This window comes from Streptomyces sp. WMMC1477 (assembly GCF_027460245.1).
Classification (GTDB): domain Bacteria; phylum Actinomycetota; class Actinomycetes; order Streptomycetales; family Streptomycetaceae; genus Streptomyces.
In genome coordinates, this window is the sequence record NZ_JAPZBD010000001.1 from 1 (window position 1) to 25,089 (window position 25,089).

28 protein-coding genes are annotated in these 25,089 nt (G+C 71.5%); 5 read left to right on the forward strand and 23 right to left on the reverse strand.

Going from position 1 to position 25,089, the window contains the following annotated elements:
* The first annotated feature begins 601 nt into the window (after positions 1-601).
* The gene (locus tag O7609_RS00005) at positions 602-3,142 is read left to right on the forward strand and encodes a DEAD/DEAH box helicase (RefSeq protein WP_269742818.1); all 2,541 of its coding nucleotides are present in this window, start codon (positions 602-604) and stop codon (positions 3,140-3,142) included.
* A gap of 102 nt (positions 3,143-3,244) precedes the next feature.
* Here the strand turns inward: O7609_RS00005 and O7609_RS00010 are convergent, their stop codons facing one another.
* The 3 genes from O7609_RS00010 to O7609_RS00020 all read right to left on the reverse strand — a co-directional run bounded on the left by O7609_RS00010 (position 3,245) and on the right by O7609_RS00020 (position 6,374).
* Positions 3,245-4,630, reverse strand: coding sequence for a replication-relaxation family protein (locus O7609_RS00010; RefSeq protein ID WP_269742819.1), 1,386 nt, complete (start codon positions 4,628-4,630; stop codon positions 3,245-3,247).
* 350 nt (positions 4,631-4,980) lie between these two features.
* Complete coding sequence (locus tag O7609_RS00015) at positions 4,981-5,394, reverse strand: hypothetical protein (protein ID WP_269742820.1); 414 nt, start codon at positions 5,392-5,394, stop codon at positions 4,981-4,983.
* Positions 5,395-5,486: 92 nt separating this feature from the next.
* Positions 5,487-6,374, reverse strand: coding sequence for a hypothetical protein (locus O7609_RS00020; RefSeq protein ID WP_269742821.1), 888 nt, complete (start codon positions 6,372-6,374; stop codon positions 5,487-5,489).
* 1,120 nt (positions 6,375-7,494) lie between these two features.
* Between O7609_RS00020 and O7609_RS00025 the strand changes: the two genes are divergently transcribed.
* From O7609_RS00025 to O7609_RS00035, 3 genes are all read left to right on the forward strand, one after another.
* Positions 7,495-7,791 carry a hypothetical protein gene (locus O7609_RS00025; RefSeq protein ID WP_269742822.1) on the forward strand — a complete coding sequence of 99 codons (297 nt, stop codon included), beginning with the start codon at positions 7,495-7,497 and terminating at the stop codon, positions 7,789-7,791.
* A gap of 225 nt (positions 7,792-8,016) precedes the next feature.
* Positions 8,017-9,174, forward strand: a complete 1,158-nt coding sequence (locus tag O7609_RS00030) for a ParA family protein (RefSeq protein ID WP_269742823.1) — start codon at positions 8,017-8,019, stop codon at positions 9,172-9,174.
* Positions 9,171-10,361: a ParB/RepB/Spo0J family partition protein gene (locus O7609_RS00035; protein ID WP_269742824.1), complete on the forward strand. Its 1,191-nt coding sequence runs from the start codon at positions 9,171-9,173 to the stop codon at positions 10,359-10,361. The genes O7609_RS00030 and O7609_RS00035 overlap by 4 nt, the downstream gene beginning before the upstream one ends.
* Positions 10,362-10,475: 114 nt before the next feature.
* Here O7609_RS00035 and O7609_RS00040 read toward each other — a convergent pair whose 3' ends face one another.
* The 18 genes from O7609_RS00040 to O7609_RS00125 form a co-directional block, all read right to left on the reverse strand.
* Positions 10,476-10,907, reverse strand: a complete 432-nt coding sequence (locus O7609_RS00040; protein WP_269742825.1) for a RapZ C-terminal domain-containing protein — start codon at positions 10,905-10,907, stop codon at positions 10,476-10,478.
* Complete coding sequence (locus O7609_RS00045; protein ID WP_269742826.1) at positions 10,904-11,119, reverse strand: hypothetical protein; 216 nt, start codon at positions 11,117-11,119, stop codon at positions 10,904-10,906. Before O7609_RS00045 ends, O7609_RS00040 begins: the two co-directional genes overlap by 4 nt.
* Positions 11,120-11,548: 429 nt before the next feature.
* Complete coding sequence (locus O7609_RS00050) at positions 11,549-12,646, reverse strand: hypothetical protein (RefSeq protein ID WP_269742827.1); 1,098 nt, start codon at positions 12,644-12,646, stop codon at positions 11,549-11,551.
* The gene (locus tag O7609_RS00055) at positions 12,561-13,505 is read right to left on the reverse strand and encodes a phosphotransferase (RefSeq protein WP_269742828.1); all 945 of its coding nucleotides are present in this window, start codon (positions 13,503-13,505) and stop codon (positions 12,561-12,563) included. The genes O7609_RS00050 and O7609_RS00055 overlap by 86 nt, the downstream gene beginning before the upstream one ends.
* Complete coding sequence (locus O7609_RS00060; RefSeq protein WP_269742829.1) at positions 13,505-14,656, reverse strand: hypothetical protein; 1,152 nt, start codon at positions 14,654-14,656, stop codon at positions 13,505-13,507. Before O7609_RS00060 ends, O7609_RS00055 begins: the two co-directional genes overlap by 1 nt.
* A gap of 13 nt (positions 14,657-14,669) precedes the next feature.
* The gene (locus tag O7609_RS00065) at positions 14,670-15,329 is read right to left on the reverse strand and encodes a histidine phosphatase family protein (protein ID WP_269742830.1); all 660 of its coding nucleotides are present in this window, start codon (positions 15,327-15,329) and stop codon (positions 14,670-14,672) included.
* 250 nt (positions 15,330-15,579) lie between these two features.
* The gene (locus tag O7609_RS00070) at positions 15,580-16,089 is read right to left on the reverse strand and encodes a DUF4031 domain-containing protein (RefSeq protein WP_269742831.1); all 510 of its coding nucleotides are present in this window, start codon (positions 16,087-16,089) and stop codon (positions 15,580-15,582) included.
* Positions 16,089-16,601, reverse strand: coding sequence for a hypothetical protein (locus O7609_RS00075; RefSeq protein ID WP_269742832.1), 513 nt, complete (start codon positions 16,599-16,601; stop codon positions 16,089-16,091). The genes O7609_RS00070 and O7609_RS00075 overlap by 1 nt, the downstream gene beginning before the upstream one ends.
* The gene (locus O7609_RS00080; protein WP_269742833.1) at positions 16,598-17,068 is read right to left on the reverse strand and encodes a hypothetical protein; all 471 of its coding nucleotides are present in this window, start codon (positions 17,066-17,068) and stop codon (positions 16,598-16,600) included. The genes O7609_RS00075 and O7609_RS00080 overlap by 4 nt, the downstream gene beginning before the upstream one ends.
* Positions 17,069-17,176: 108 nt before the next feature.
* A complete protein-coding gene (locus O7609_RS00085; protein ID WP_269742834.1) occupies positions 17,177-17,851 on the reverse strand; it encodes an Lsr2 family DNA-binding protein in 675 nt (224 codons plus the stop codon).
* Positions 17,851-18,399 (reverse strand): WhiB family transcriptional regulator, encoded by a 549-nt coding sequence (locus tag O7609_RS00090; RefSeq protein ID WP_269742835.1) that lies wholly within the window; start codon positions 18,397-18,399, stop codon positions 17,851-17,853. Before O7609_RS00090 ends, O7609_RS00085 begins: the two co-directional genes overlap by 1 nt.
* Positions 18,396-18,644 carry a hypothetical protein gene (locus O7609_RS00095; RefSeq protein WP_269742836.1) on the reverse strand — a complete coding sequence of 83 codons (249 nt, stop codon included), beginning with the start codon at positions 18,642-18,644 and terminating at the stop codon, positions 18,396-18,398. The genes O7609_RS00090 and O7609_RS00095 overlap by 4 nt, the downstream gene beginning before the upstream one ends.
* A gap of 378 nt (positions 18,645-19,022) precedes the next feature.
* The gene (locus tag O7609_RS00100; protein WP_269742837.1) at positions 19,023-19,418 is read right to left on the reverse strand and encodes an RRQRL motif-containing zinc-binding protein; all 396 of its coding nucleotides are present in this window, start codon (positions 19,416-19,418) and stop codon (positions 19,023-19,025) included.
* Positions 19,419-19,427: 9 nt separating this feature from the next.
* Positions 19,428-20,126 (reverse strand): 2'-5' RNA ligase family protein, encoded by a 699-nt coding sequence (locus O7609_RS00105; RefSeq protein ID WP_269742838.1) that lies wholly within the window; start codon positions 20,124-20,126, stop codon positions 19,428-19,430.
* Positions 20,123-20,620 carry an AAA family ATPase gene (locus tag O7609_RS00110; RefSeq protein WP_269742839.1) on the reverse strand — a complete coding sequence of 166 codons (498 nt, stop codon included), beginning with the start codon at positions 20,618-20,620 and terminating at the stop codon, positions 20,123-20,125. The genes O7609_RS00105 and O7609_RS00110 overlap by 4 nt, the downstream gene beginning before the upstream one ends.
* A gap of 106 nt (positions 20,621-20,726) precedes the next feature.
* Positions 20,727-21,290, reverse strand: a complete 564-nt coding sequence (locus O7609_RS00115; RefSeq protein WP_269742840.1) for a hypothetical protein — start codon at positions 21,288-21,290, stop codon at positions 20,727-20,729.
* A gap of 54 nt (positions 21,291-21,344) precedes the next feature.
* Complete coding sequence (locus O7609_RS00120) at positions 21,345-21,530, reverse strand: hypothetical protein (protein ID WP_269742841.1); 186 nt, start codon at positions 21,528-21,530, stop codon at positions 21,345-21,347.
* 191 nt (positions 21,531-21,721) lie between these two features.
* On the reverse strand, positions 21,722-22,219 hold the full coding sequence (locus O7609_RS00125; protein ID WP_269742842.1) for a hypothetical protein: 498 nt from the start codon (positions 22,217-22,219) through the stop codon (positions 21,722-21,724).
* Between the two features lie 220 nt (positions 22,220-22,439).
* Here O7609_RS00125 and O7609_RS00130 point away from each other — a divergent pair, with 220 nt between their 5' ends.
* Positions 22,440-22,601, forward strand: a complete 162-nt coding sequence (locus tag O7609_RS00130; RefSeq protein WP_269742843.1) for a hypothetical protein — start codon at positions 22,440-22,442, stop codon at positions 22,599-22,601.
* On the opposite strand, the gene O7609_RS00135 is transcribed toward O7609_RS00130, so the two are convergent.
* Both O7609_RS00135 and O7609_RS00140 read right to left on the reverse strand, forming a co-directional pair.
* A complete protein-coding gene (locus O7609_RS00135) occupies positions 22,602-22,790 on the reverse strand; it encodes a hypothetical protein (RefSeq protein WP_269742844.1) in 189 nt (62 codons plus the stop codon).
* Between the two features lie 77 nt (positions 22,791-22,867).
* Positions 22,868-25,018, reverse strand: a complete 2,151-nt coding sequence (locus tag O7609_RS00140; RefSeq protein ID WP_269742845.1) for a chromosome segregation protein ParM — start codon at positions 25,016-25,018, stop codon at positions 22,868-22,870.
* Positions 25,019-25,089 lie beyond the last annotated feature (71 nt).

Genomic DNA, 25,089 nt, shown 5'->3' on the forward strand with positions numbered 1-25,089 from the left:
CCCGCGGAGCGGGTCCCAGCGCGCTGCGCGCGCTGGCAGGACCGCCCGCTTCGCGGGCGGGACCGGCGTTTCACGCCGGTCATCGGATACGCGCTTCGCGCGAATCCGAAACAGCTCGGGAATCCCGCTTCGCGGAATTCCACGGCTCCGCTCCGCTCCGCCGAACAGCGGCTGGCTACAGGGAGCCTGATGCATCGTTACGCGCGCCATGTGCCGTTACGGAAACCCCCTCACCCCTCACCAACACCGAGAACCATCCGAGGCCGGCCCCCGAGCAGACCCACCACCAGGAGCAGGCCAGCGCAGACCCCGGCCACACCAGGCCAGACCGCCCGCACCGCACACCCACCAACACCCGCGGAAAACACAGGAGAGGAGAGACGGGAACGGGGTGAACATGCTGACAGACTACCAGACACCGCCCGTACAAGTGAAGTTGCCGAAACCCCGGTGCATCATTCGGTGCGCTCATGTACTGTTACTGATGCAGCGCCCGGCCCGGAGGATGATCCGGGGAACGGCTGGGCACCGTTGCCGTGGGTGTAGCTGCCGGAAAACGAATTCTTCATGGACTCATCTCGGATGTTCTGGAGGTTAGCTGATGGCCGAGGAGATGCTTGAGGTGCCAGCAGCGCTGCGGTCGGGTCCACGGCCGTTGCTGCCGCATCAGGTGGAAGCCGTGGACGCGGCCGTGCGGGCGCTGGAGCCGCCGCCGGGCAAGCGAATCCCCCGGAACGGTCTGCGGGCGACCGTGGTGTCCGCGTGCGGCACCGGCAAGACCCTCATCGGCATCAACGCAGCTCAGCGACTCGCGATGTACGGCCGCGTGCTGGTCCTGGTCCCCACTCTGGATCTGCTGGCGCAGACCGTGCGGGAGTGGCGGGCCGAGGGCCGCCACGGCAAGGCGATCGCGGTGTGCTCCCTCGAGGGAGACCCGGCGCTGTGGTCCGCAGAGGTCCGCGCCACCACCAGCGCGCAGCAGCTGGCGCTGTGGGCGGCCGGGGAGCAGCGGCTGACCGTGTTCGCCACCTACTCGAGCCTGGGGGTGCTGGAGGAGGCTCATGGCGGCCCGGGGTACGGGCTGACGCCGCTGGCGGCCTGGGACCTGGTGGTGGTGGATGAGGCGCACCGCACCAGCGGTTCGCTGGGGAAGGCATGGACGGCGATCCACGACCAGGACGTCATCCCGGCGTACCGGCGGCTGTATCTGACGGCGACTCCGCGGATCTGGAAGGAGCGGCCGCTGCCGGGGCGAGAAGGGGTGACGAACCGGCTTCCGGAGGAAATGGCCGCCTCCATGGATGACCGGAAAATCTTCGGGCCCATCGCGTATGAATTGCCTTTGGCGGAGGCGATCCGGCGGGAATTGCTGGCGCGTTTTCAGGTCGTGGTGCTGGAGCTGCGGGATACCGAGCTGGAAGAGGCGCAGCTTCGGGGGGAGGACAAGAACAGCGAGGAGGTGCGGGGGAAGCGGATGGCGGCGGTGCAGACCGCCGTGCTGGAGGCCATGGCCGAGCACGATCTGAAGACGCTGATCACCTTCCATGCCCGCACGATAGAGGCCGAGGCGTGGGCGGCCGGGCTGCCCGGGGTGGCGGGCAAGCTCCACGCCGAGCAGCCCGGCCGGCACCCGGCGAAGGACCGGATCTGGTCGCAGTGGCTGTGCGGCGAGCATGAGGCCGACTACCGGCGCCAGGTCTTTAGGCAGTTCGGGGAAGGCATCGACCATAAAGGTCGTCCCGTGCACCGGGCGGTGCTCGCGAATTGCAAGGTTCTCGGGGAAGGCGTCGATATCCGCGCCGTGGACAGCGTGGCCATCGTGGACCCGAAAAGTTCGGTCGTGGAGATCGTCCAGGCTATTGGGCGGGCGCTGCGGCAGAAGCCGAAACAGGGCAAGCTCGCCACGCTGTTGGTGCCGGTGTTTCTGTCCAAGGGAGAGAAGCCGGAAGACATGTACGCTTCCGGCTCCTATAAGCCGCTGGTGAATGTGCTGAACGCTCTTCGTGCGCATGATTCCCGCATGGTGGAAATGCTTGCTGTTCCGCAAGACCACACCGGGCCGCTGGAGCCGTCGGTGCCGATCGGCCCGCCGCCCGAGGGCGATGAGGAGGACGACGGGCGGCTGCTGCTGCGGTTCTCCACCAAGCGCGACCCCAACGCGATCCGCAGGTTCGTGAAGATGCAGGTCATCGAGCCCGAGCGGGCCTCCTGGTCGCGGGGGTACGCGGCCGCGGTGCGGTACCACCAGGAGCACGGAGACCTGCGGGTGCCGCTGTCCTACCGCGAGCCCGGCTCCCAGGCCCCGCTCGGGCGGTGGGTCGCCGAGCAGCGCGCGGAGTACGCCGCCGGCCGCCTGGACGACAAGCGCGTCGGGTGGCTGGACGAGCTCTCGATGGTGTGGTCGGCGCCGGACCTGGCGTGGGAGGAGAACCTGACCGCCTGCCGCGCCTACTACGCGGAGATGGGCACGCTGGCCGCTCCGCAGACCGCCGCCGTCCTCGGCCGGGCCGTGGGGCAGTTCCTGGCGAACTGCCGGCGGCCGGGCGGGCTGGGGAAGAACCCGGAGAAGGCCGCGGAGAAGGCCGCGGACCTGGCGGCGATCGACCCGGAGTGGAACCCGAACCAGTTGGGCTGGTCGGTGGACTGGCAGCGCCTGTACGTCAAGGCGCAGACGTGTCTGGACGGCGGCGCCGAGATCGGCGACCTGCTGCCCGGCGTCACCGTGAGCGGGGAGGACGTCGGTAAGTGGCTGGCCCGGCAGACCGAGCTCGAGGTCTGGCAGGACCTCAACGACGAGCAGCGGCGGCGGCTGCAAGCCCTCGGAGTGAAGCCGCCTGCGCGGCCCACTGCCGGGCGCTCCAAGGCCCGACGGGGCAATGCTCGGGAGCTGGCCTTCCAGCGCGGCTTGGAGGCCGCCAGGCGGTTCCTGGGCCGGGAAGGGCACTTGACCGTGTCCCGTTCCCACGTCGAGCACGTTCCCGCCGACCCGGCCGCCGCCGGTGAGACAGGCGGTGAGGACCAGGAGCAGGAGCTGGTCCCGGTGAAGCTGGGTGTGTGGATCAGCAACGTCAAGAGCAGGCGGGGGACGCTGACCCCGGAGCGGGCCGCCGCGCTCAACGAACTCGGCATCCGCTGGGAGTAACACCAGCACCACGAGCGCCCTCGGGAGTCCCGGCCGGATCGCCGGGGCTCTCGGCATGTCCGGGCCCGGCTCGCGGGCGGCGCACGGCTCGGCTGGCCTGGGTCAGCTGCGGCGGCGGAACAGGCCCCGGCGGACACGGGATTCTGCCTCGGCGTCCTGGCGCTGCTGCTCGGCTGCCGCAGACCGCTGCTGCTCCTCATCCAGCGCGCGGCGTTCGCAGGTGTCGCACAGCTGCGGGTACGCGGGGGCGTCCCAGGCGGGTTCCTTGACGCTTTTCCAGCGGGCGTCGGTGAACTTCGCACCGCAGCTGGCGCACACGGGGCGTTGTGCTTCTCGCTCCAGCTCCGCTTCCCGGCGCTGCTGTTCGGCCCGGTACGCGGCCGCCTTCGCTTCGTCTTCGGCGTGGCGGCGGGCTTCGGCAGCGACTTGGCGCGGGTTGCCGGTCGCTTCGGTGAGCGGCTGCCAGGTGCGGCGGCCGAACCGCCAGAACGCGGGCCCGGCCGGCCCGTGCTCGCGCAGGCGGTCCATGGTGGTCGCCACGATCGGGATCTTCCCGTCGTAGTCGGTGTAGCTGCGGCCCGGCCGCCCCTGCCAGTGGGGGCGGGTGAGGACCGCGACCTGGTTCATCAGCGTCTGCGGGTCGCGCTGGCCGACCGGGTTGAACACCAGCAGCACCGGCGGGAGCAGCGTCTGCCGGTACGGGTCGTCGGGGAAGGGCCAGCGGGTGCGCCACATCGCTCTTTCCCGGCCGTCGGTGTCCTTGATCTTCCGCTTGAGGAACCGCGCGTACTTGTCGAACTTCGCGGCGATCCGCGCCGGGTCCATGTTGCAGTTGTCGACCTCGATGAACAGCAGCGGCACCCCGCTCTCGGGGGCGGCCAGCACGGCGTCGGCCTGGGCGCCGCCCTTGCCCGCGCTGGTCCAGGTGCCGGTCGGCGGCAGCGGCACCTCCGTGGCGAAGGAGTCGATGCTGCCGATGCCGTCCGGAGCCGTCACCGCCGCCTTCGCGGCGGCCCAGGCCGCATCCGGCACGCCGTCCAGCAGCGCCAGGTCCGGCTTGGGCCTGATCAACGCCAGGACCGTCTCGTTGACCGCCATGGCGTGCGGCGCGCCCGAGCGTCCCGCGCCGCGGGCCGTGCCGCCCATCTCATCCATCGGCCAGCCCAGCACGGTGGCGGCCGCCTCCAGCCCGGCCGGGGTCAGGCTCCGCAGCGTCTCCCCGCTCGCCGCGCTCCCGCCGTCCAGGGTCAGCCCGTGCTTACGCAGATCGCGCAGCGCGCCGCGGTGCGCCGCGGTCCGCGCCTCCTTCTGCTTGGCGGCGCTCTCCTTGTCCGTGTGCCGGAACGTGAGGTGGGGCAGCGTCAGCCGCTGGATCTGATCGGCGGTCGCGACCTTCAGTACGCCCAGCACCCTCAGCACGTCCGCGCGCAGCGGATTCGACGAGCCTCCCGGATTGGTCTTCCTCTTCCCGCCCGTCTTCTCGCCCATCAGCTCTGCCTCCCCGTCTCGCCTGCCGTGAGGACACCCCGCCCTCCCGCGAACCCGATGATCTCCTCTCCTACTGACAAAGAGGAGAGAAGAGGGTTGTCATGCACTGGAGGAGGGCGCGGACAAGGGGGTTGAACTGGGGAAACATGGGCCAGTCGGTGGCCGGGCACGGAAGTGGGTGCGCAAGGAGGCCCGCAAGCACCCGCAGAAGGAGCTCCCGCCGGCTTGCCCAGGCTGTGCGTGCCCGCCGACAGGCGACGCGGCGGGTGCGGCGGCCAGGTTCTGCGGGCACCGCACTCGGTGCGCCAGCACAGCTGCACCCGCACGTCAGCAAGGCCGACCGAGAGCGGCTACGAACCACCGGACTCGGGCGCAGCCCCGGACCGGGCGACGGGAGCGGCGACGACCTCGAGGCCGGCGTGCTTGAGCCCGAGGGACAGCCCAGCCGCCCGGCGCGCCCGGCGGTAGGTCCACGCCCACCCCCGCTCGTACTCCACTTCCCCGTCGGCGGTAACGGTGGCGCGCCACCACAGCCACCCGAAGACGCTCTCACGGCCCTCCAGCAGCGGCGGGGCCAGAACGGCCACCGGGCCTTCCATCGCCCGGGCCATGGCGTCGGCGTACGAACGCGGCGGCGCGAGAGCGAACAGGTCCCGGCGAACCAGTTCGCGCGCATGCCGCACCGCGCCGCGGATCACGCCCCGCACGAACAGGACGATGCCCAGCCCGATGATGACGATGACGACCGCCCAGCCTGTACGCACGCACTCCCCCGCCCGGCTCGTCTGACTCGGTCCGGCCGCCCACGCTACCCACCCCGCCGCCCGCTGCGGGCGGGCCTTCGAGCACAGCCCGGTCAGCCCCGCGGCCCCGGGCTGTCGGGCGGGGTGTCGCCCATCTGCCGCAGGCGGCGGGTAATGTCCTGGCGCTGGACTTCCTCACGCGCCAGTACCGCGGCGAGCACGTCCAGGTCGCGGTGGGCCTCGATCGCGTCGCGCAGCACGGCCGCGAGGATGTCCGGCGGGAGGGCCTCGGCCTGGGTCGTGGAGGTGCCGGCGAACGAACGCCGGTCCGAAGCCTTGAGCGGTGCGGTGGGCAGCTGGTGTTCGGCGATCTGCTGCTCGGTGACGGCCAGGCGCTCGACGTCGACCCGCACTCCGGGAGCGTCGACGGCCGCGAAGGCGGTCACGTCCTCGGCCAGCGCCGAGTACACATGGACTCCGGACTGGTCCCAGTCGGAGACCACGAAGATCCGCACCGCCCGCTGCCGGGCCGCGGCCGCGCGCAACGCGGCGGCGCGTTTCCCGGTCAGCGACCCGAACCCGCCACCGGAGTAGACCGGCACCCCGTACGGTTCCGCGACCACCAGGAGCTGGGGCACCATCCCAGCTGTCTCCGTGACGACCTCCAGCCGCACGTCCTGGCCGGCCTGCCGGTCCAGCCGGTACTCCCCCGCGGCGTCCAGCAACGCGGCCTGGAAGTCGCGCGGCCCGGCGTAGACGACGGGTTCGGCGCTGATCGCGGTGTCGTCCCGGATGGTCTCCCACTGGACGCGGCCAGAGCGGCGGGCCATGCCGAGGATGTCCACCAGCCGCTTGTAGGTGCGCTCCTGCTTGACCAGCACGCCGTCCGAGATCAGCGAATACCAGATCTGCCGGATCGTGAGCGGCAGCTGAGCGGCGTAGCGGTCCAGCACGGCGTCAACGGCGGCGAGCAGCCGCTGTGTGGCCGGCCGCGGCCGCAACCCCGTCTGGTATCCGCGAGGCCGCTTATCCGGCACCCCAGGGCCTCCGTTCCGGCGGAAAGGACGTCTTGGCGTCCCTCTTCTTCCAGGGTCCGTCGCCCGGCCCTCCCACCACAACACCCAGGAAGGGAGAGATCACCTCCCCCGCGGCCGCCACAGGTGCGAACAGCATCGGCGCACCGGCAAGGCACCGGTGCGGTGTCGGCGATGCGGTGCGGTGCGCGCACCACCGCACCAACGCACCAGCCGATGCACCGCACGCCGGCGAGGTGCGGTGCGGTGAGCTCGGTGCGGCGCATCCGATCCGCCTCGGGTGCGGTGCGCGCCGACAGACATTCCGGCTGCGCATCGACGGGGCGCGCGCCTCCGCACCGACCACGCTTCCCTCGCGACCGCACCGGCCCGGCGCTTCTCCGCCAGTCACTCACCGTGAGAATCCTGGTGAGTGGACAGGAGGGAGAAATCTCCCCCGCGCCGTCACCGCACCTCAGTCCGCGAATCACCGCATATCAGGGCGTTAGTGGGCCACGTCAAGGGAGAACGCAGCGGTCCAGAGTGCTGGACAAGGGGGGTTGCCCAAGCCGGACAAGGGGTCGAACGGATACAGGTCAAGGGGGCACGCCATCACACCGCGTGACAGCAGGTGCGCGCCCGCTGATCACACACAGCGACACCCACACAGGAGTCGGCACCGCCCGGTGCGCCGCGCCCACGGTGCGCGCACCACCGACACCGCACCGCACCACTGAGCGCACCCCGGGCGAGGCGCGGGCGCTGGTGCGGTGTGCACCGCACCAGCGCATCCGGTGCGCAACATCCGATGCCGGTGCGCACCGGGCTCGCCGAGTGCGGAAGGAAGTGCGCGCGGCCCGCGCTGCCAGCCGTTGTCGGTAGCCGCTCCACGAGAGCACGGCTGCGTGAAGGCGCGGACCGCAGCAGTGGACCGATGCCCTGCGTGCGACAGGCGAGTGACGGCCTCGCGCACGAACCGCGGCTCCGCGCACCTGAAGGACCACAACGACGGCCGGAGCTGACGCACTCGCCACCGGCTCGCCTTCACACAGACAACCGCCCCCGGCACCCGCCGGGGGCTTCGTGCTTCCTGAAAGGGGAACGCGTCGTGCCGACCTACGAGGCCCTGCCCCGCTTCCAGGCCGACCTCCGCCATCTCACCCCCGAGCAGCGCCGCCGCTTCCGCCAGGTCGTCGCCCACGCCTTCGTCCCCGACCTGCGCACCGGTGGCTGCTTCCGGGCCGGCCTGCGCATCAAGCGCGTCCAGCGCGCACCCGGCGTCTACGAGCTCACCTGGGCCAGGAACGGGCGGGCCACCTGGTCCTACGGGCCAGAGATACTCCCCGGTGCCCCGCACATCATCTGGCGCCGCATCGGCACCCACGCGATCCTCACCGGTCCGTGAACACGACATCGTCCGCGCCGGGGAGGCGCGGGCCAGCCGATGGCGGGGTCTATCCGGTGAGATTGGCCAGATAGGAGGTGCCGGTGTTCCACGGTGTCAGCTCGACGCCGAAGGCGGCGTGGTCGCCGTGGCGCCCTGCACCACTGGTCCGACAACGGCGACGGGACACAACACGACGTACCCGGGGTCCCTTACAACCGGCCATGAAGTTAGTAAAGTACCGCTATGACTGCGCCCTACAGCCCCGGTGAGCGGGAAAAGGTAGTTTCCAAGCTGCCGCCCACGCTCCGTCAGGAACTCAAGGTGCGCGCCGCTCAACTCTCGGTGGATATCAAGGATGCCGTGACCGAGGGCATCCAGGCCTGGCGCTCCACGACGGAGCCACTCGCCACTGTCGACACCTCCGGCGGCACGCCCTTCTCGACCTACATCCCCACCGGTTTGAACGCCGACTTCAAGGCGGACTGTGCGAGCCATGGCCTGTCCTACACCCAGGGCATCGCCCAGGCCATCCGGCTCTGGCTCGACACGCATCCGTATTCGACGAACCGCCGGCAGAAGCGGCCCACCGGTGCCCGCCGGATCATCATGGGCAACCAGAAGGGCGGTGTCGGCAAGTCCACGACGGCGGCCGGCGTCGCAGAGGCCTTGGCGGAGATGGGCTACCGGGTCTGCGTCATCGACTTCGACGCGCAGTGCCACCTGACCCAGCAGCTCGGCTTGAAGATGATCGGCATTGACGAACCGAGCGTCGCCAAGCACATGCTGGGGGAGGCCAAGGGCGAGCTTGCCGACCTCCTGGTCCCGATCGAAGCCGAGACGTTCGGCGGGCGGCTCTTCGTCCTCCCCGGTTGCAAGGATGCTTTCCTGCTCGATGCGAAACTCGCGACCACCCGCCACGTCCGGGTGAAGGAGACGGCCCTGGAGAAGGCGCTGGAGCCGATCGAGCAGGACTTCGACTACATCATCATCGACTGCCCTCCGAGCCTGGGCTACACGATGGACACCGCCATCTACTACGCCCGCACCCGCGACGGCGAAGAGGAAGGCACCTCCGGGATCTTCATTCCTGTACAGGCCGAGGATTCCTCCGCCGACGCCTTCGACATGCTCTACGACCAGATCCAGGACCTGAGCAACGACCTCGACCTCGACATCGCGCTGCTCGGGTTCATCGTCAACCTCTACGACGCCCGCCGCGGGTACGTCGCCACCTCGTCCCTGGACAACTGGAAGCAGGTTGGCGACCCGCCCGTCATCGCGGTCATCCCCCAGATGAAGGACCAGCTGGAGGCGGTGCGGCTCAAGCAGCCGCTGCTCTCCTACGCGCCCACCTGCGATCAGGCCTCCGCCATGCGCACCATCGCAAGGAGCGTCGCATGAGCGTCGCTGACAAGCTCGGAGCCGGTTCCTCCTTCGGGCGGATCCCCCGCAGCGGCCAGCGCAGCGAGCGCGGCCGCGCCAAGGCCATCGCGCAGGGCGACATCCCCGAGTACGAGCTCGTACGCCTGTCCCTTGCCGAGGTCTCCCCCACACCGCTGAACCCACGACGGAATTTCGGCAGCGAGGCCGAACTGAACGAGTTCGGCGAGAAGCTCCGCAAGGTGCAGCTCGCCGCCTGTACGGCCGTCACCCGCGCCGTGTACCTCAAGCTGTGGCCCGACCACGAGGACCGGATCGGATCCGCCCAGTTCGTGCTGGTCAACGGGGAGCGCCGCTACCGCGCAGCCCTGCAGGTGGGCCTGGAGTCCCTGGACTTCGTCGTCCGTGATGAGCTTGCCGACTCGCGTGAGGAGTTCGTCGACAACCTACTGAAGGAGAACCTGGACCGCGAGGACTTCGACGTCATCGAGCGCGCTCGCGGCGTCCAGGAGCTCGTTGCGGTCTGCCACGGCAACCAGAGTGCAGCTGCTGCTCGTCTCGGCAAGGACCGCTCCTGGGTGACCAATCAGCTCGCCCTTCTCACTCTCCCTGAGGAGATTCAGGCCCTGCTCAGCGCGGGAGAGATGGCTGAGCGCGATGGGCGGCAGCTCGCCCGGAGGCTCAAGGAGAACCCGGCGCTTGGTGCCGCCGACCTGGTCTCGCTCTGGAAGGACATCAAGGCCCAGGAGGCAGCCCAGCGCGAGGAGCAGAAGGAGCTGCTCCGCGCGGCCAGAGAGGCTCAGATGTTGTCCGCGGACAACACGACGGCCACGCAGGAGCCGGGCCATGCCCGTTCCTCCCCCGACACCGTGTTGTCCGCGGACAACACCGAGCACCTCCCACCCGCGGCCCCGACCCCGGGAGCCACCCCGGCGGTGTTGTCCGCGGACAACACCGATGAGCCGACGAAGGACAACGCGGATGTGTTGTCCGCGGACAACACGGAGGCCGGGGAGTCCTCTGCCAGCAGCGCGATCCCGCACCAAGGGAGCGAGGCAGCCGATGGGGCCGGTGGGGAAAACTCCAACGTGCCGCTTCTGCGGCAGCTCCTGGGCGAGACCGCGGCCGATCAGGCCGCTGCCCTGGCTGAGGCATTCTCCGCTGAGGAACTGGCCGCGCTGCTGGAAGCCCTGAGCGTCCACGCATAGCCCCGAGTGTTGTCCGCGGACAACACTCGGGGCCGCACAGCGGAAGGCTGCGGCCTGCAAAACACAAAAGGAGCCCGTACCCCCTACGCGGGGGTACGGGCTCCTTTGGCATGGTCAGCGGTGGACGACGGGCCGGTGCAGGTCGCGGTGGGTCAGGTGGACCGGGCGCGGGGGTCGGCCCGCGGCGACGTTGGTGAGCCCGTAGTCGGCGGCCTTCTTGCGGTCCGCGAGCATCACGGTGCACAGCGCCTCGGCTGTGACGGCGGCCCGGTGTCGGCCTCCCGCGCAGCCGAGAGCGATGGTGATGCCGGTGGCGCTGGGCCCGTCGAGGTAGGCGTCGGCGGCAGCGACCAGGCCGACGATGAGCTGCCGGATGCCGGGCGTGGCCATGACCGCGTCGCGCACCGCCTGGTCGTGCGCGGTGAGGTCCCGTAGGTGTGGGGCGACGTGCGGGTCGCGGAAGGCGTGCCGCAAGTCTGCGCTGAGGTCGGCTGCCGGCGGCGGGCCGTGAAGGTAACCGAAGGAGACGATCCGGATCGGGGTCATCGTGTGCCTCTCGGGGTGGTGGTCGGCTGGTGGGTGCGGGCGAGGTGGTTCTGCACGGCCGCGATGGTGCCTTCGAGCGTGGTGTGGACGGGCAGGCCGGGACGGGCGTGGTGGAGCTGGATGTGGACGTCGGCGGCGGGGGGAGCCGGGATCAGCGCCGACGACGATGCGGCGGCGCGGGTCGGCCGCGGCTGCCCCGAGAAGGAGATCAAGACCCAGGAGGCAGCCCAGCGCGAGGAGAAGAAGGAGCTGCTCCACGCCGCCAGAGAGGCTCAGATGTTGTCCGCGGACAACACCGAGCACCCCCGACCGCGGCCCCGGGAGCCACCCCGGCGGTGTTGTCCGCGGACAACACGGAGACCAGTGAGCCCTTCACCGGTGGCGCGATCCCGCGCCAAGGGAGCGAGGCAGCCGATGGGGCCGGTGGGGAAAACTCCAACGTGCCGCTTCTGCGGCAGCTCCTGGGCGAGACCGCGGCCGATCAGGTTCTGCGCTAGCTGAGGCGTTCTCTACGGAGGAGCTGGCCGCGCTTATGGGAGCCCTGCGCAGCCACGCATAGTCGGCGCCGGGTGCGCAGTGACACAAGGAGAGTTGTCGTCCTCGCGTGCCACGGAGCGGGCCCTGGACGCCGTACGTGTGGCTCAGTGGGTCAGGTTGGCGAGGAAGGACTCGGCTGCCGACCACGGGGTCAGCTCGATGCCGAAGCCGCTGTGTGCATCGGGCCCTTGAGTGTGGACCAATCGGCCGGACAGGTAGACGAGGTCGCCGGTGCGGAACGCCCCGGTGTACGCACCGAGGTAGCTGCGCAGGTGGGTGATCCGGCGGGCGAACACGGACGGCTCGTCGACCGTGGACTCCGTGACGGTGTCCACCTCGATCCCGTAGAGGGCCGGCGTGACCAGGCCCTCGGAGTGATCCGTGATCCGGGCAAGGACGGAGATCGCCCCTACCTCTTTGGCCACCACTCCGGCGAACGTCTTGTCGCCGTCGGCCCTGAGCGGCTCGCAGTTGATGTGCGCACCTGCTCCGGTTGTCAGGCCCTGGAGTTTCCGGGCTTCCTGACGCATGAGCGCGTCGAACGATCCTCCCACCATGTACTTGGCGCGCCGCACGTACAGCCGGGTGAGGGTCTCGCCCTCGTACGGGCGGATGAGGGTGCGTTCGGCGAACAGGGCTTGCGCTGCCTCGTAACCGCGTGGCCCGTAGCAGACCAGATCGATGTCGGAGCGGGCGTTGCAGGCGCCGACCAGGAAGGACCCGGTCACGCCGATGACATCCGCCGCACCGGCCGTGACGATCCAGTTGATGATGACGAGCAGGTCCTCGCTGACCGCCGTGTGGTCCAGGAGGCCGGGGTCCTGGTGCAGTGCGGCGAGGGCCTGGCGGCAGGAGTAGTGGGTGACGATGTCCTCGCGGGGCACGCCGGTGATGACGCACCCCACGGCGGGGGAGTAGATGTAGCACTCGGGCCGGTCGGCGAGGAGCCCGAACGCCTTGGACACGACGCCGTTCTGCCGGTACGTCCGGCCGAACAGCACCCGGTCGCCACGGGCGTCCGGATAGTACTTCACGTACCCCAGGAAGTGTGTGCCGGGGTGGACATCGCCGATGACCTTGAAGATCACCCCGGCGCGGTCGAGGAGGTAGTCGCGGTCACGGATGGTCGCCAGCGCGGTGCCCAGCGGCGAATTCTCCGAGGCTGGGGAAGAGGGCGGTATCGACCGTCCCGGTGTGCTCATACTGCTCGAGTCCCTTCGTGAAGAGGTGACGGCGGTACTGCCACTTCAGGTGTTTGTCCGTGCGGGAGGGGTCGGTGGGCCGCATCAGGGCGAGGAAGAACAGGGCCTTGACGAGCAGGTAGGCGCCCAGGTTCTGGCTGAGGGGCTGCCCCGTCGCGTTCCGGGCCGCGTCGTCCAGCACGGCGAGGTAGCGGTGCCGCTGGCCGGGGCTGGCGGTGTAGCCCTTGTTGCCGCCCTTGAAGGCGATGATCTCCAGGGCCGGGAGGACGTCGTACCCGAGGGGGACCAGGCCGTGGTGCTGCCAGTCGATGACTCCGGCCGGCAGGACGTTGGGCAGGCCGTAGTCGAGGTGGCCGTGCACCAGCGGAACGGTGGCCAGGCGGTCCAGCGCGTGATCGAACGCGGCGCGGGTCCAGGGGGTGTCCAGGTCGGGGTTCTCCTGGAAGACGTTCTGAGTGAACCCGGCACGGTCCAGCCACTGCCGCAGTGCGCCGGGAGTGGGCTGGACAACGTGGGCGGCCTGGGCACGCAGCAGTCGTGCGGCGACCTGCGCGGCGGTGTCGGTGACGTCGTCGGCCAGGGCGCGGCCGCCGTTCAGTGACGCCACCGCCCGGTCGTGCAGGGTCTGGTCGCCCAGCGACTCCTCCACGACGTAGTAGTGGCCGTCGTCGGTGACGCCTTCCTGCAGAACGTGCGGGACCGGGTAGCCCAGGTCTGCGACCCGGCGCTGGAAGGCGGCCTCCGCCTGGAGCTCGGCTCCGCCGGTGCGCCGGTAGCGCGTTCCGTCGGCGGACACGTACACCGCGCCGTCGGCGGCGGTCCGCTTTTTGACGAACTGCCAGGAGGTGTTGTCGTTCATCAGCTCGCTCCTTCCGGCTCCTTGGTGAAGCCGTGGGTGGGCAGGCAGTCGGGGATGGCGCGGGACAGTGTCGCCACGTCCATGACCCAGCGCATATCACCCGCCGCGACGCGGCGCCGCAGTTCGGCGGGGACGTCACTCCCGGGTGTGTCCGGCCGGGCCAGGTGGGCGCGGCGCCAGAATTTCAGCAGGGCCGGGAGCTGGGCCGCGGTGATGCCGGCCCGGATGTGCAGTGAGCACAGGGGCAGGAACCAGGCGAGGAACAGCCCCCGTTGCGCCGGGCTGACGCGGTGCACCTCGCACAGCCGCTGCAGCGCCGCGGTGTCGTCGTACGGGATGCGCCCGTGCAGCGTGTACCGCAGCCGCGTTCCGTGGTGCTGGCGGAATGGGGCTCCGTAGGCGGCGACGTTCGCCGCGGCGTTCTCGGTGACCGTCATCACCGGCCGCTCGGCACCGTGCCGGGCGGCGGCGGCCAGTACGGCGATGTGTACGCCGGCCCGCGGGTCCAGGACCAGGCCGTCGAGCCCGAGCGGCGCGAGGCTGATGCCGTGGTCGCGGGTGCGGGACAGGATCAGCCGCTCCGGGACGTTCTGAGCGATGCTCAGCAGATGCCCGGGGGTCTTGGCCTGGTGGGCGTGGAAGTCATCACGCGCGAGCACCGGCGTGCCGGGTGACCGGTCCCAGACCAGCAGCCGCCGGGTGTGCGGCCGGGAGCCCTGGTGCCCGCACGCGCGGCAGGCGTGGGCGACCGTGCCGGTCATGTGGCCGCAGCGAGTGCAGAGATGGACCGCGACGGGCGTGAGGGTCAGGACGCCGTCCTGCAGGAGGCGTTCGGTCATCTCCAGCGCGAGGGCTGCCACAGCGGGCGCGGTGTCGGTGAGGACGCCACCGGCCGGAGCGGCTCCGGGTACGTACTTCGCGGCGATCGCGCGCTCTTCCCGCTCCTGTCGGCCGACGGTGTCCCGGTCCGGGGCGTCGCGGTGGCGCCGGTCTCCGGCCAGAGTGGCGGTGTTCCACAGGTGCGGGGCCGGCCCGGCCTCGAGGAGAGTGTTGAGCGCGTCGGCCGCGCGGATGCCGGCCGCTTTGCCCGGCCGTTCGGCGATAGTGAAAGGCCCGTTCTGCACGGGCCCGTTGAGGTACAGGACGTTCACGGCTTGGGGCTCCTCAGCAGTCCGGTGGGATGGTGCCGCGGGCGTGGAACAGGCCGTCGGCTTGCTCGTAGACCAGAACGGCGGCGTTGGGCGTCTTGTGCTCCCGGGCCTCGTCGACCAGCTCGGTCACCGGCCGACGCTCCAGGACCGCGCGCAGCGCGAGGATCGCGGTGTGGTGCGTGACCGCCACGACATCCGCCGCCGACGCGACGTGCAGGCCATCGACGAACGCCGTGGCCCGCCGCAGGACGCCGCCCGCGAGGGACTCCCCGCCGTCGCCAGGGGGAGTCCACAGGTGCTTGCTGGTCCGCCGGTCCTCCGCCCCCTCGGGATAGGTCGCGTACAGCTCGTGCTTGGTCATGTAGGTGGCCGCTCCGTAGTGCTGCTCGTTGAGGAGCGCGGTCACCTCGTAGGGCAGGCCGGGAAGAGCGAGCTCGGCGGTGTCGAGGGCGCGGCGGTACTGCGAGGTGCGGACCACCGGGTCGGGTCCGATCAGGTCTCGCAACGTCTGCCGCAGCCACAGGCACTGGAGGAAGCCACGGGGCGTCAAGCCGACAACGTCCCGGGACAGGGCATGCGCGGCCGGCCCGGTCCACGGACGGGGGTTCTCGTAGAAGCCGGTGTACTTGGTGGCGTTCTCGATGGATTCGGCGTGGCGAACGAGGAAGAGCATCTCCATCCTCTCGGTGAAGGTGTCGTAGTACAGAGCGCCGTGCCCGCATGGGAGGCGGGCACGGCGCTCTGTGTGTTCGGGGCTGCTGGAGAGCGGTGTTGGCGACCACGAGGAACTGACGGCGGCTTCGGGCTGCCACAGCGGGCAGTGGGTGATACCGCCGGCGAGGAAGACGCTGGGCGGGTGCCCGAACCCGGGCTGGTATTAGGTGGAAGCCTCGTAGTACAGGGTCATTCCGGTCCTTCCAGGGTCAGGCGTGGACGCGTTCGGAGCGCGGTGCCGGGTCGGAGACGAAACGGGTGTCGCCGGGGTGCTGGGCAAGCCAGGCTTCGGCGCAGGCTTTGTGGGCGGGTTCTCCGGTGTGGGAGCGGAGTGGGGTGGGTTTGCCGCACAGGGCGCAGGGCTGGTCGCCGCGGTGGTCGTAGTGCCGGGCGTCTCGCCACACCAGCCCGGCCGCGGCCATCGGGTTGGGCTGCTGCTGGGCGGCGCGGCGGCGGGTGATGAGGTCGGCGAGGCCAGCCCGGTCGAGTTCGACGGCGCCCAGCATCCGCACGGCCTGGGCGCGTTTGGCGGGGGTGAGGTCGTAGTGCCAGCGGACGTTGTCCGGGTGCTGGTACCAGGAGCGTTTGAGTCCGAGCTGCTGTGCGGCGGCGTGCAGTTCGGTCTCGGTGTCGGCTAGGAGGTGGCACCAGTGCCGGCCGGGCAGGCCGCGGTCGAGCGCGGCCTGCCCGTAGTCGACCAGATCGTCGACGTACAGCATCAGGGAACCTCCTGGCGGTTCCATCCGGTGAGCTGGTAGGCCGCGAGCTGGGTGAGGTCCACCTCGTGCTCCTGGTCGCCGTCGTCGTGCTGGAGGTCGACGTGCGGTGAGTCGGGGTGCCGGGCGGTGATCGTGACGGCGGGCGGGCTGCCGAGGCTGTGCCACTCGGGCCGGAGGGTCCAGCGCTGGCCGGCGTCGGCGAGGACCAGAGGGTCGTGGGTGCAGACGGCCAGCGCGACGACCGTCAGGGCCGCGTCGGGGTCGAGGAGGTCCTGCTCGACGTAGTCGGTGACGCGGGCGTCGAGCCAGTCGTCCGCGCTGTCGCCGAGCAGCTGCTGGAGGTGTTCGGCGGCCAGGGGCAGCAGGCCGGTACGGGCCATGTGCAGGGCTGTGCCCTCGTTGACCCACAGCAGGGCGGCGATCTCGGCCGGGGTGCGGCCGTCGGCGTAGAGGCGGGCGGCGTCACGGGCCCACTGGTCGGCGCGGTGCTCGGGCGGGATGTAGGCGGTCACCGGGCCGGGCCTTCCTCGAGGGCCGTGGCGACGGCGGAGCGGAGCTGCGGGGTGGGGTGCCACAGACGCTGGGTTCCGGTGGCCGGCACCGGCTCGGTGAGCGGCAGGGTGTCGGCGAGGGTCCAGTGCCACCGGACCTCGGGGTCGGCCCAGGTGCTGCACCGGCCGTGGCAGCGGCTGGTCTGGTGGCAGCCGGTGATGCGGGTGACGGCGACGATGGCGCTGCGTACGTCCCGGCCGGGGAGGTCTGCCGGTGCCTCGCGTAGCGCGGCCCGGTCGGTGTTTCCTCCGGCGTGGATCAGCAGCAGCACGTCGGTGGCCGGGGTCGGCCAGCTCCGGTTCTCGACGTCCTTGCCGAGGTGGGCCACGCATGTGGCCCAGGGCTGGCGGAGGGTGAGCGCGCGCACCGGGGAGGTGGTGCTGCGCAGTGCGGCCGCGGTTGCGGCGCGCAGAGTGGATGTGGTCATCTCGGACACGTCTCCTTGTGAGATAGGGCGCGCCCCGCGTTGCTTGCAGGCCTGCGGGGCGCGCCCGTTGACGCTCGATGGGGTGCCGGGCGCGGGGCCGCGGCTGGTTCAGCTGGCGGTGGCGTACTCGCCGGGGTGGGCGGCGGTGTAGGCGTCCAGGACGTCGCGGGGGATGGAGCCGCGGTCGGCGACCTGGTGGCCGTTGTCTTTGGCCCAGGTGCGGATGCGGCGCAGCTGCTCCCGGTCCGGCCGGGGGCTGGTGGTGGGCGCGGGCGGGGTGCTGGTGCCGGTCTTGGCCTCGCGCAGACATGCCCTGGCCGCCGCGAGTTCGGCCTCGAGGTGGGCGATCTTCTGCTCGGCCTCGGTCACCGCGTGTTCCTTGTCGCGCTCGGTGGCGAGGCGGTTCAGGGATTCGCGGACGCGGAGGGCGCGGTTGCGGATGCCGGCGGTGGGGTGCTGACCGGCCCAGTCCAGCAGCTCCTGGAGGTCGGTCTCCGGAAGAGAGACCGGAGCCTCGGTGGGCTCGGTGGGCTCGGTGGGCTCGGTGGTGGTGTGGGTGTCGTGCACGGTGTCTCCGTTCGTGGGGTCGGTGAGCAGGGGCAGGAGTGTGGTGAGGTCGTCCTCGCCGGCGGGCAGTCCGAGCTGGTCGAGCAGGAGGATCAGGTCCTCCTTGCTGTCTGCGTTGCGCGCGACGGTGTGGGCTGCGGCGGCGGCGAGCTGGTCGGGGAGGGGCGAGGCCAGGGGGATCGTCTCGGCGGAGGCGAGGATGTTCTCGGGGAGCATCACGCCGCCTTCGGTTTCAGCGCGGCCTCAAGGGCGTGGCGGTGCGCGGCGACCTCGTGCGCGGTGAGCGGCCGGGGCGGCGGTGGCGCCGGGGGCCGGGTCGGGATGAGCTCCAGCTCCAGGCGGGCCATCGCCTGGTCCCGCTGCTGAAGCTGCTGCGCAGTGGTGGCGACGGCCCGGGCGGCCTTGCGCTGGCGGGTCTGTTCTTCCTCCCGCGCGACCACGGCGCCGACCCAGTCCTCACCGAGCCGCGCGACCAGGCGGCGGCGCAGCCCGGCGCGCTGCCGGGGTGTCGTCCCCGCCCAGACGCCGACCTGCGTGTGCGCCGGATTGGCCAGTGCCCACTTCAGGCAGGCGTGGGCGATGGGGCAGCCGGAGCAGGCTGTCTTCGCGCGCTCGATGTCCTTCGCCGCGTCGCCCGTTGTCCGCTCGTGGGAGAACCAGCCGGGGTGCGTGCGGCACGCGGTCGGCGCGGCCGGGGTCGGGAACGGGATCCTGGGGTCCGGCTGGTCCGTGTCCCTCGGGACGGAGGTTCCGGGCCGGCTCACCGGGCAGCCCGCCTGCGGACGGGGTGGAGCAGCCGCTGCAGGGCGGCACCGCGGTGGCTGTGCTCCGTCGTGGCGGGCTGGCCGCAGCACCAGCAGTCGGCCTCGGCGCCGCGCCAGGAGACATGGCAGCGCGCGCACACGAACGCGGCCGGGCGGCCGCGGTGGCGGCGTGCGGCGATGCCGCGGATGATGGCGGCGGCCTCGCGGCGGCCGCTGGTGGTGTGCGGCGTGCAGGTGGAGCTCATACTGGGGATCTCCTTCTCGTACGTGCGGAAGGGGCCCGGGGCGGCGGCCGGTTAAGCCGGCAAGCACGAGCGGCTGCTGCCCCGGTGTGGTCGGTGTGCGCTGGGCGCCGACGCTGAGCAGCGCGGCGTGCGCGGCCTCGTGGCCGACGGGGGCCAGGGCGCGCGAGCGGAGGCCGGACTGGTCCGGCCTCCGCTTCACCACCCGGCCCACGCCGTAGCGCGGCACGGGTGGGTCAGGCAGCCGTCAGGCCGGTCAGGCCTGGAACGGTTCGGAGAATTTCGCGCAGCCGGTCAGTGCCAGGGCGGCGGTGACGGCGAGCTCGGCGATCGCGGATCGGGTTCGGGTTCGGGTACGCAACGGTCTCTCCTTGGTGTCAGTCAGGCGGCTTCGGCCACGGTCGGGGCGCCGTCGGCGCAGGCCGGGCAGGAGCCGAGGGTCTTGAGCGGGAGGCACCACGAGAAGCGGATCTTGCAGACCGGGCAGGTCTGCCGGGCGGCCATGGCCCGGTCCAGCGCCCATTCCTGAGCGAGGCTCGGGACGCGCTTGGGCAGCGCCTTGTCGATCCGGTACAGATACGCGACGAGCGGCGGCCGGCCCTTCCGGCGGCGGATCATCTGGGCCGCGACCTCCTGGCCGCCCGGACGTAGCCCCATCGCGCGCAGCTGCCTGCGCGTGGCCAGCTGGGTGCGGGGTGCGTGGCCCCAGGGATAGGTCGGCATGCCGCCGTGGTGCTCGCCGGTCGGGTCGTCATCACAGGCGCGGTAGCTGGCCATCGGTCCGGCTCACCGGGCGGCGGGGCCGGGGCCGAGAGGGACCGTGGCCAGCGGCGTCCAGGTGATGTGCCGGCGGTTGTGGGACTGAGCGACCAGGGCCAGCCGGTCGGCCCTCAGGGTGACGGGCTCGCCGGGGTGGTCGGACAGCGCGGCCTTGATCGCGAGCCGGTCCGCGCGCTGGTCGCCGGCGATCCCGTAGGCGAGCGTGAGGTGTGGGGCGTAGCCGTCCGGTATGAGCGGGAACCGGCCGCCGGTGACCTCGGTGTCCGCGGCCGCGGTGAGTTCCCACAGGCGGCGGGCCGGGGCGCCGGGCCGGGCGGGGCACTCGAGCGCGACCCGGCCGACGGTTGGCCGGTCGACGACCAGGTCGAACGGCGCCAGGCCGGCGGCCGCGGCACGGACGTGCTCGGTGATGGCCTCGATCTCGCCATCCCGGTAGGCATCGACCGGGCCGCCGTGGAGCACGGTCAGGTGCGCCCAGCGGGCCGGGACCGCAGCGAGGCCGGGCTGGTGGGTGATCTCCCGGTACGGGGCCACCAACCGCCGCTCCACAGCGTCGGTGTCGAACAGCAGATGCCAGTGGAGGTCCGCCCGGCCTGCAGGCCAGGCGTGGTGCCGGGTCTCGACCCTGGTGAAGAAGTCTTCGATGCCCCGCCCGGCGTCCCGCGCCGGGAGGGAGGTGAGCGGCTGGGGTGAGGTGGTGGTCACCGGTCACCTCCGGCCATAGCCGGGGCCGGGGCGAGATGGACGTCCGCGAAGCCCTCGTCGAGCAGCTGCTCGCGGGTGGGCAGCATCTCGTGCAGTGTGTACAGGACGTCGTCCGGTACGACCCTGTTCCGGGAGGCGTTCTGCGCCAGGCACAGGGCAAGCGGCAGATCGAACAGCACTGCGGACACGGGCCGGTTCCAGTAGCGGCCCTTGGCCAGCAGCTTGGCGCGTACGTGAGGGTGCAGGTTGGTGCTGTCCACGATCACGTTGAGGTGGCGGGCGAGCCGGGCGTCCAGGAGTAGGTCCTGGATCTGCGCGGCGACCGGCGTGGCGGTCTGGTCAGCGGCATCGTCCGTGGCCAGCTCGCGGTAGACATCGAGGCAGATCCGCCACGGGGCGGGGAAGCGGCGAGCGAAGGTGGACTTGCCGCTGCCGGGGACCCCGACCAGGGCGAGAACGCTTCCCGGCTCGAGGGTGGAGACGCTGAGGCTCATGAGCCCTTCCTGGAAGTTGGAGTTGGAGGATGGTGTGCGGGAAAGCGGCGGCGGCCCGCAGCCGGAGGGGCTGCGGGCCGCCGCCAAGGCGGGGTGGCAGGCGGGTCTAGAACGGCGCCTCGTCGTCGAGGTCGTCGCCGCCGGGCTTCTTCGTCTGAGGAAGAGGGGTCGACCAGCAGTTGCCGGCGTGTTCGTTGGCGGCGTTGCGGGCGGTGTCCTGTCGGTGGCTGCGGTATCCGGGGTCGTCGCCGGTGTCCTTGCCGACGGCCCCGCAGCCCAGGCAGCGCCAGGTGGTGCCGCTGATCTCGGTCAGTTCCTTGGCGGCGTACGGGGCGCCGCGGTAGTGCTCGTATCGGCTGGTGAACTCGCAGCGGTGCAGCACCACGGCCGCGCCGCCCCGCGTCGTGAACGCGGCCACGACGTCCAGGCCCTCGGCGCCGGCCATCGGGTCGACCTGGCGGCGCGCCAGTTCCAGTTCCCGCCGCCAGAACCGTTCGACGGCGGCGGCTTCGGCCCGCTCGGTGGTGATGAGGTCGGCCTGCCGGCGGGTCTCGGCCTCGTACAGGTTCCTGGCTTCGGTTTCCTCGCGCAGCTTGGTCTCCAGCGCGCTGGCCTGCCCGGCCTGCTCGCTCAGCTGGTCCCAGCGACGCCGGGTGACGATTCGGATCATTGCTTCCTCCGGTTGCTTCGGGCCGCCGGCTGACGGCCCGGTCTGAGGCGCCGCTTAGTCGGCGCTGGTGCTGGCGCTGGGCGTGGGGGTGGGCTCCGGGACGGCGCCGTCGGCCGGTGGGGCGACGGTGGAGCCGAGCCAGTAGCCGAGCAGCAGCGTCGCGGTGGCGATGAACTTCGTGCGGTGCTGCTGCCACCAGGTCGGCGGCTCGGGCTCGGCTATGACGTACTTGACTCCCACGGTTCAGGGCTCCTTGGTGTCGGGGTGGCAGGGGCCGGTGCCCGCCGCCGTTGAGGTGGCGGGCCTCGTGCGGTGTTCTGGGCGGGGCCGGATCGCGCGGGGGCCGCAGCGGGTGCGGCCGGTCGGCCTGTCCCGCACCCGAAGCCCTGCCGCCGGGCGGGGTGTCGGGTGCGAGGCGGGGCGACCGGCTGTCAGCGGCGGATGTCGTTGCGGGTGCGGGCGAACATGCCGCGCGTGGCGGTGGTGTTGTGGGTCTCGGTGTGGGTGACCGGGCCCTGGTAGACGTGAACCGTCTTGGATGTCGCTGCGCGGGCCTTGTTGATCGCGCCGCCGACGGCGGTGGCGACCATCGCGAGAGCCGCGAGCGGCAGGGTGACCATCAGGACGCCGGCGAGCGTGACGGAGGCCAGGCCCTGGAGCACGAGCCAGGCGCCGCAGCCGATGCCGGTGACCCCGGCGCCGACGCCGATGCTCGCGACGGCGATCCCGGCCGCCCAGGCCGGGACGATCCGCTGGTCGGGCTGCGGCACGGGCGGGGTGGTGCCGAAGGCCGGCGGTGCGGTGTCGTCCCGGTAGGCGGTGGGGTGGTGGTGTACGGGCTTGCTGGCCCAGTCGTCGATCAGGCGGCGGGCTTCGGCCGCAGCCTCGGACTCGGGCATGCCGGACTGGGTGGTGTGCATGGGGTCCATGGGTGTTCTCCGATCACGCGGGAAGAGGGGGTGCCCTCCTTGGCCGTGGCCGGAGGGCGCGTGGGGGAGGGCGCGCGACGGCGAAGGGCGTCGCCGGAGTCTGTGGTTCCGGCGGCGCCCTTCGGCGTTGCGTGGCAGGGGAGTTGGGCGCTGGCGGTGGGTAGTCACCGCACACGTGCTGCGGGCATCCTCGGACCGACAGCGCGGGGAAGGGGATCTGGTGGAGTTCGTCTTCGATTGCGGTTGGTGCGGCGGGGAGAATTTCTTCGTCGGCCGGCAGGTCGGCTTCTGGGTCGACAAGTGGGAGGTCCCCGCAGAGTGGGACTGCCGCTTTTGCGACGGGCTCAACTACACCCCGGACCCGCCGTGGACGGAGGCGTAGTCAGATGCTGGAGATCAGTCCGGCGAGCGAGACCAGGCCGCTGTTGATGGCCGGGGCCAGGCCGGTCGCGGCGAGGGTGAAGCCGAACAGGGTGCAGGCGAGCGCGGAGCCGACGCGGACGTATCCGCTCTTGAGCAGGACGAAGACGATGATGCCCAGCAGCACGGCGGCGGAGACGGACAGGGCCACGGTAGTGCTCCTTCGCAAGGGGTCGGGCGGGGCCGGCCGTGCTCGGGCAGGCCGGCCCCGAGGGGTGGGTGGTTGGTTCAGGCGTCGGTGAGGGTCTTGATGGCTTCCAGCGCCTGGCGGGGCGAGGCGACCTGCTCGGAGCGGCGGCCGCCGCTCTTGGAGCCGCGCCCGCCGCCGCCCTTGCCTCCGCCGCCGCCACGTCGGCGGGGCTTGCTGTCGCCGTCGCCGTCCTCGTCGGGCTCGGGCCAGAACTCGCCGGGCCGCGGCTCGGGCTCACTCCAGTCGAACCACAGGCCGCGCTTGTCCAGCTCCGCGATCTCGTGGTCGGTGAGCCGGTTGACCTCGCTGGGGAACAGGTCGGCCAGGTCGGTGTCGAAGTCCACGTACAGCGCCTTCATCAGGACGGCCCGCCCGTTGTCGAGGACCACGACCGCGACGCCGCCGGTGGAGACGCCGTTCTCGGGTTCGGCCTCTCCGGCCATGGCCCGCTCGATCGCGCTGCCTTCCTTGGGGGCGTAGCGGGCCGGGATGGTCGGCACGTCGTAGGCGTTCTCCATCGTGCCTTCGGCGGCTTTGCGGGTGGCGCCGGGCGAGCCCATGTTGAAGATGACCGGGCGGGAGTTCTGGCGCAGGTTGTCCTTCATCTCGGTGGAGAACCCGTTGTGCGCGAACGGGGACTGGCCGGCGGGGTTGAAGCCGATGCCGTACTTGAGGCCCATGACGGTCAGGGCGTCGCCGTCGGCCTGGATGAACTCGCCGTAGTCGGGGTCCTGGCTCGCAGTCATGAACTCATCGGCGTAGACGTTGAGTTGCTTGTAGGGGCAGCGGTCGTCGCCGGGCTTGTAGTCGTGCGGCTTGCCGTCGTGCGCCCACGGCATTTCCGCCCGGATCTCGCACAGGGCCTTGGCCGCGCGCAGCTGGCGGGCCATGTAGATCGGGGTGATGCCCTGGCGGTCGATGTACTCGCCGAGGGTGGTCGTCTTCTCGTCCTTGAAGCACGAGGACAGCCACACGATCTGTCCGGCGTTGGACTCGGCCACCATGGTGACGGCAAAGAACTGCGTCTTGCCGCCGCGGGTGACGCCGAGGACCAGGCCGTGCTTGGCGGCGTTCTTGTCGTGCTGGAACACGAAGTTGTGCACCGGCTGGCCGGTGATGCTGAACCCGCACACGTACATGCCGGTCTTCGCGTCCGGGGTGAGCAGTTCACGGGTGGCGGGGAACGTCGGGGACAGCGGCGGGGTGTCGAACACGCTGATCAGGAACTCGGCTCCTTCGGTCAGCACGAAGACGCGGCTGTCGTCCTCGGGCAGGTCCAGGGCGCGGCAGACCTTGGGCAGGTCGATGCGCGGGGTGTCGGTGGAGTCGGCCATCTTCGCCCGGTAGAAGGTCACCCCTCGGGCGGTGTCGCGGGTGGTGTGGACCAGCTCGGAGCCGGGGGCGCCGCCCTTGGGGCCGGCGACCCGGTCCACCCAGCGTTCGGCGTCGGTGGGCTTGGTGCGGCGGCGGGCGTTGGCGTCGGGGGTGATGAGGGCCTCCATCCAGCCGGGTCCGCCCTGGCGGCCGGGCTGGATGGCGACCTCCGCCAGGACGACGTCGCTGGAGTGCACGCCGAACGCGGCGCCGACGATCTCGGGCGAGAGGCCGGTGATCGGCCGCCCGGTCTCCGAGGCGCGCAGCAGGATCGTCATGTCGTGCCGCATGGCGGTGTGCCGGGTGGCCTTGACGATGTGGGTGCGGGCGGGCATCCCCGCGCGCTCCCACAGCACCCTGGCGTCGCGGGTGAGCTGGTCGGCTCCGTCATCCGGCACCGCCGGGGATACCGGTTCGGGGACTTCGGCGGGTGCCAGCTGCAGGGCCGGGGCTGCGGCGGCGGGGCGGTGGCGTCGGCGGGTGTGCCGGGAGAACGGCATCACCAACCAGCCGGCCGCCGCCCATCCGGCGGCGAGCAGTCCGTCCAGCCAGTAGGGGCCGAAGCCGTCTGTGTGTCCGGCGGCGACGTCGACGGCGGCGGCCAGGACCAGCGGGGTCCAGCGCAGGATCTTGCGTCCGGCGCCGGGCCCGTCGCTCTTGGCGGCGAGGAAGATGCCGCCGATTCCGGCGGCGCCGGCGAGCTGGACGACCTGGTTGACGGGGCTGTCGGGGTAGAGGTTCGGGGCCACGGCCAGCGCGGGCGCGGCGAGGGTGTAGGCGAGGCGTTCGAGCGCGACACTGCGCGGCGTGGTCACCGGTTTCTCCTTCGAGGGCGAATGGGCACGGGCGGCCCCGCGAGATGTGCGGGGCCGCCCGTGGCGGGGTG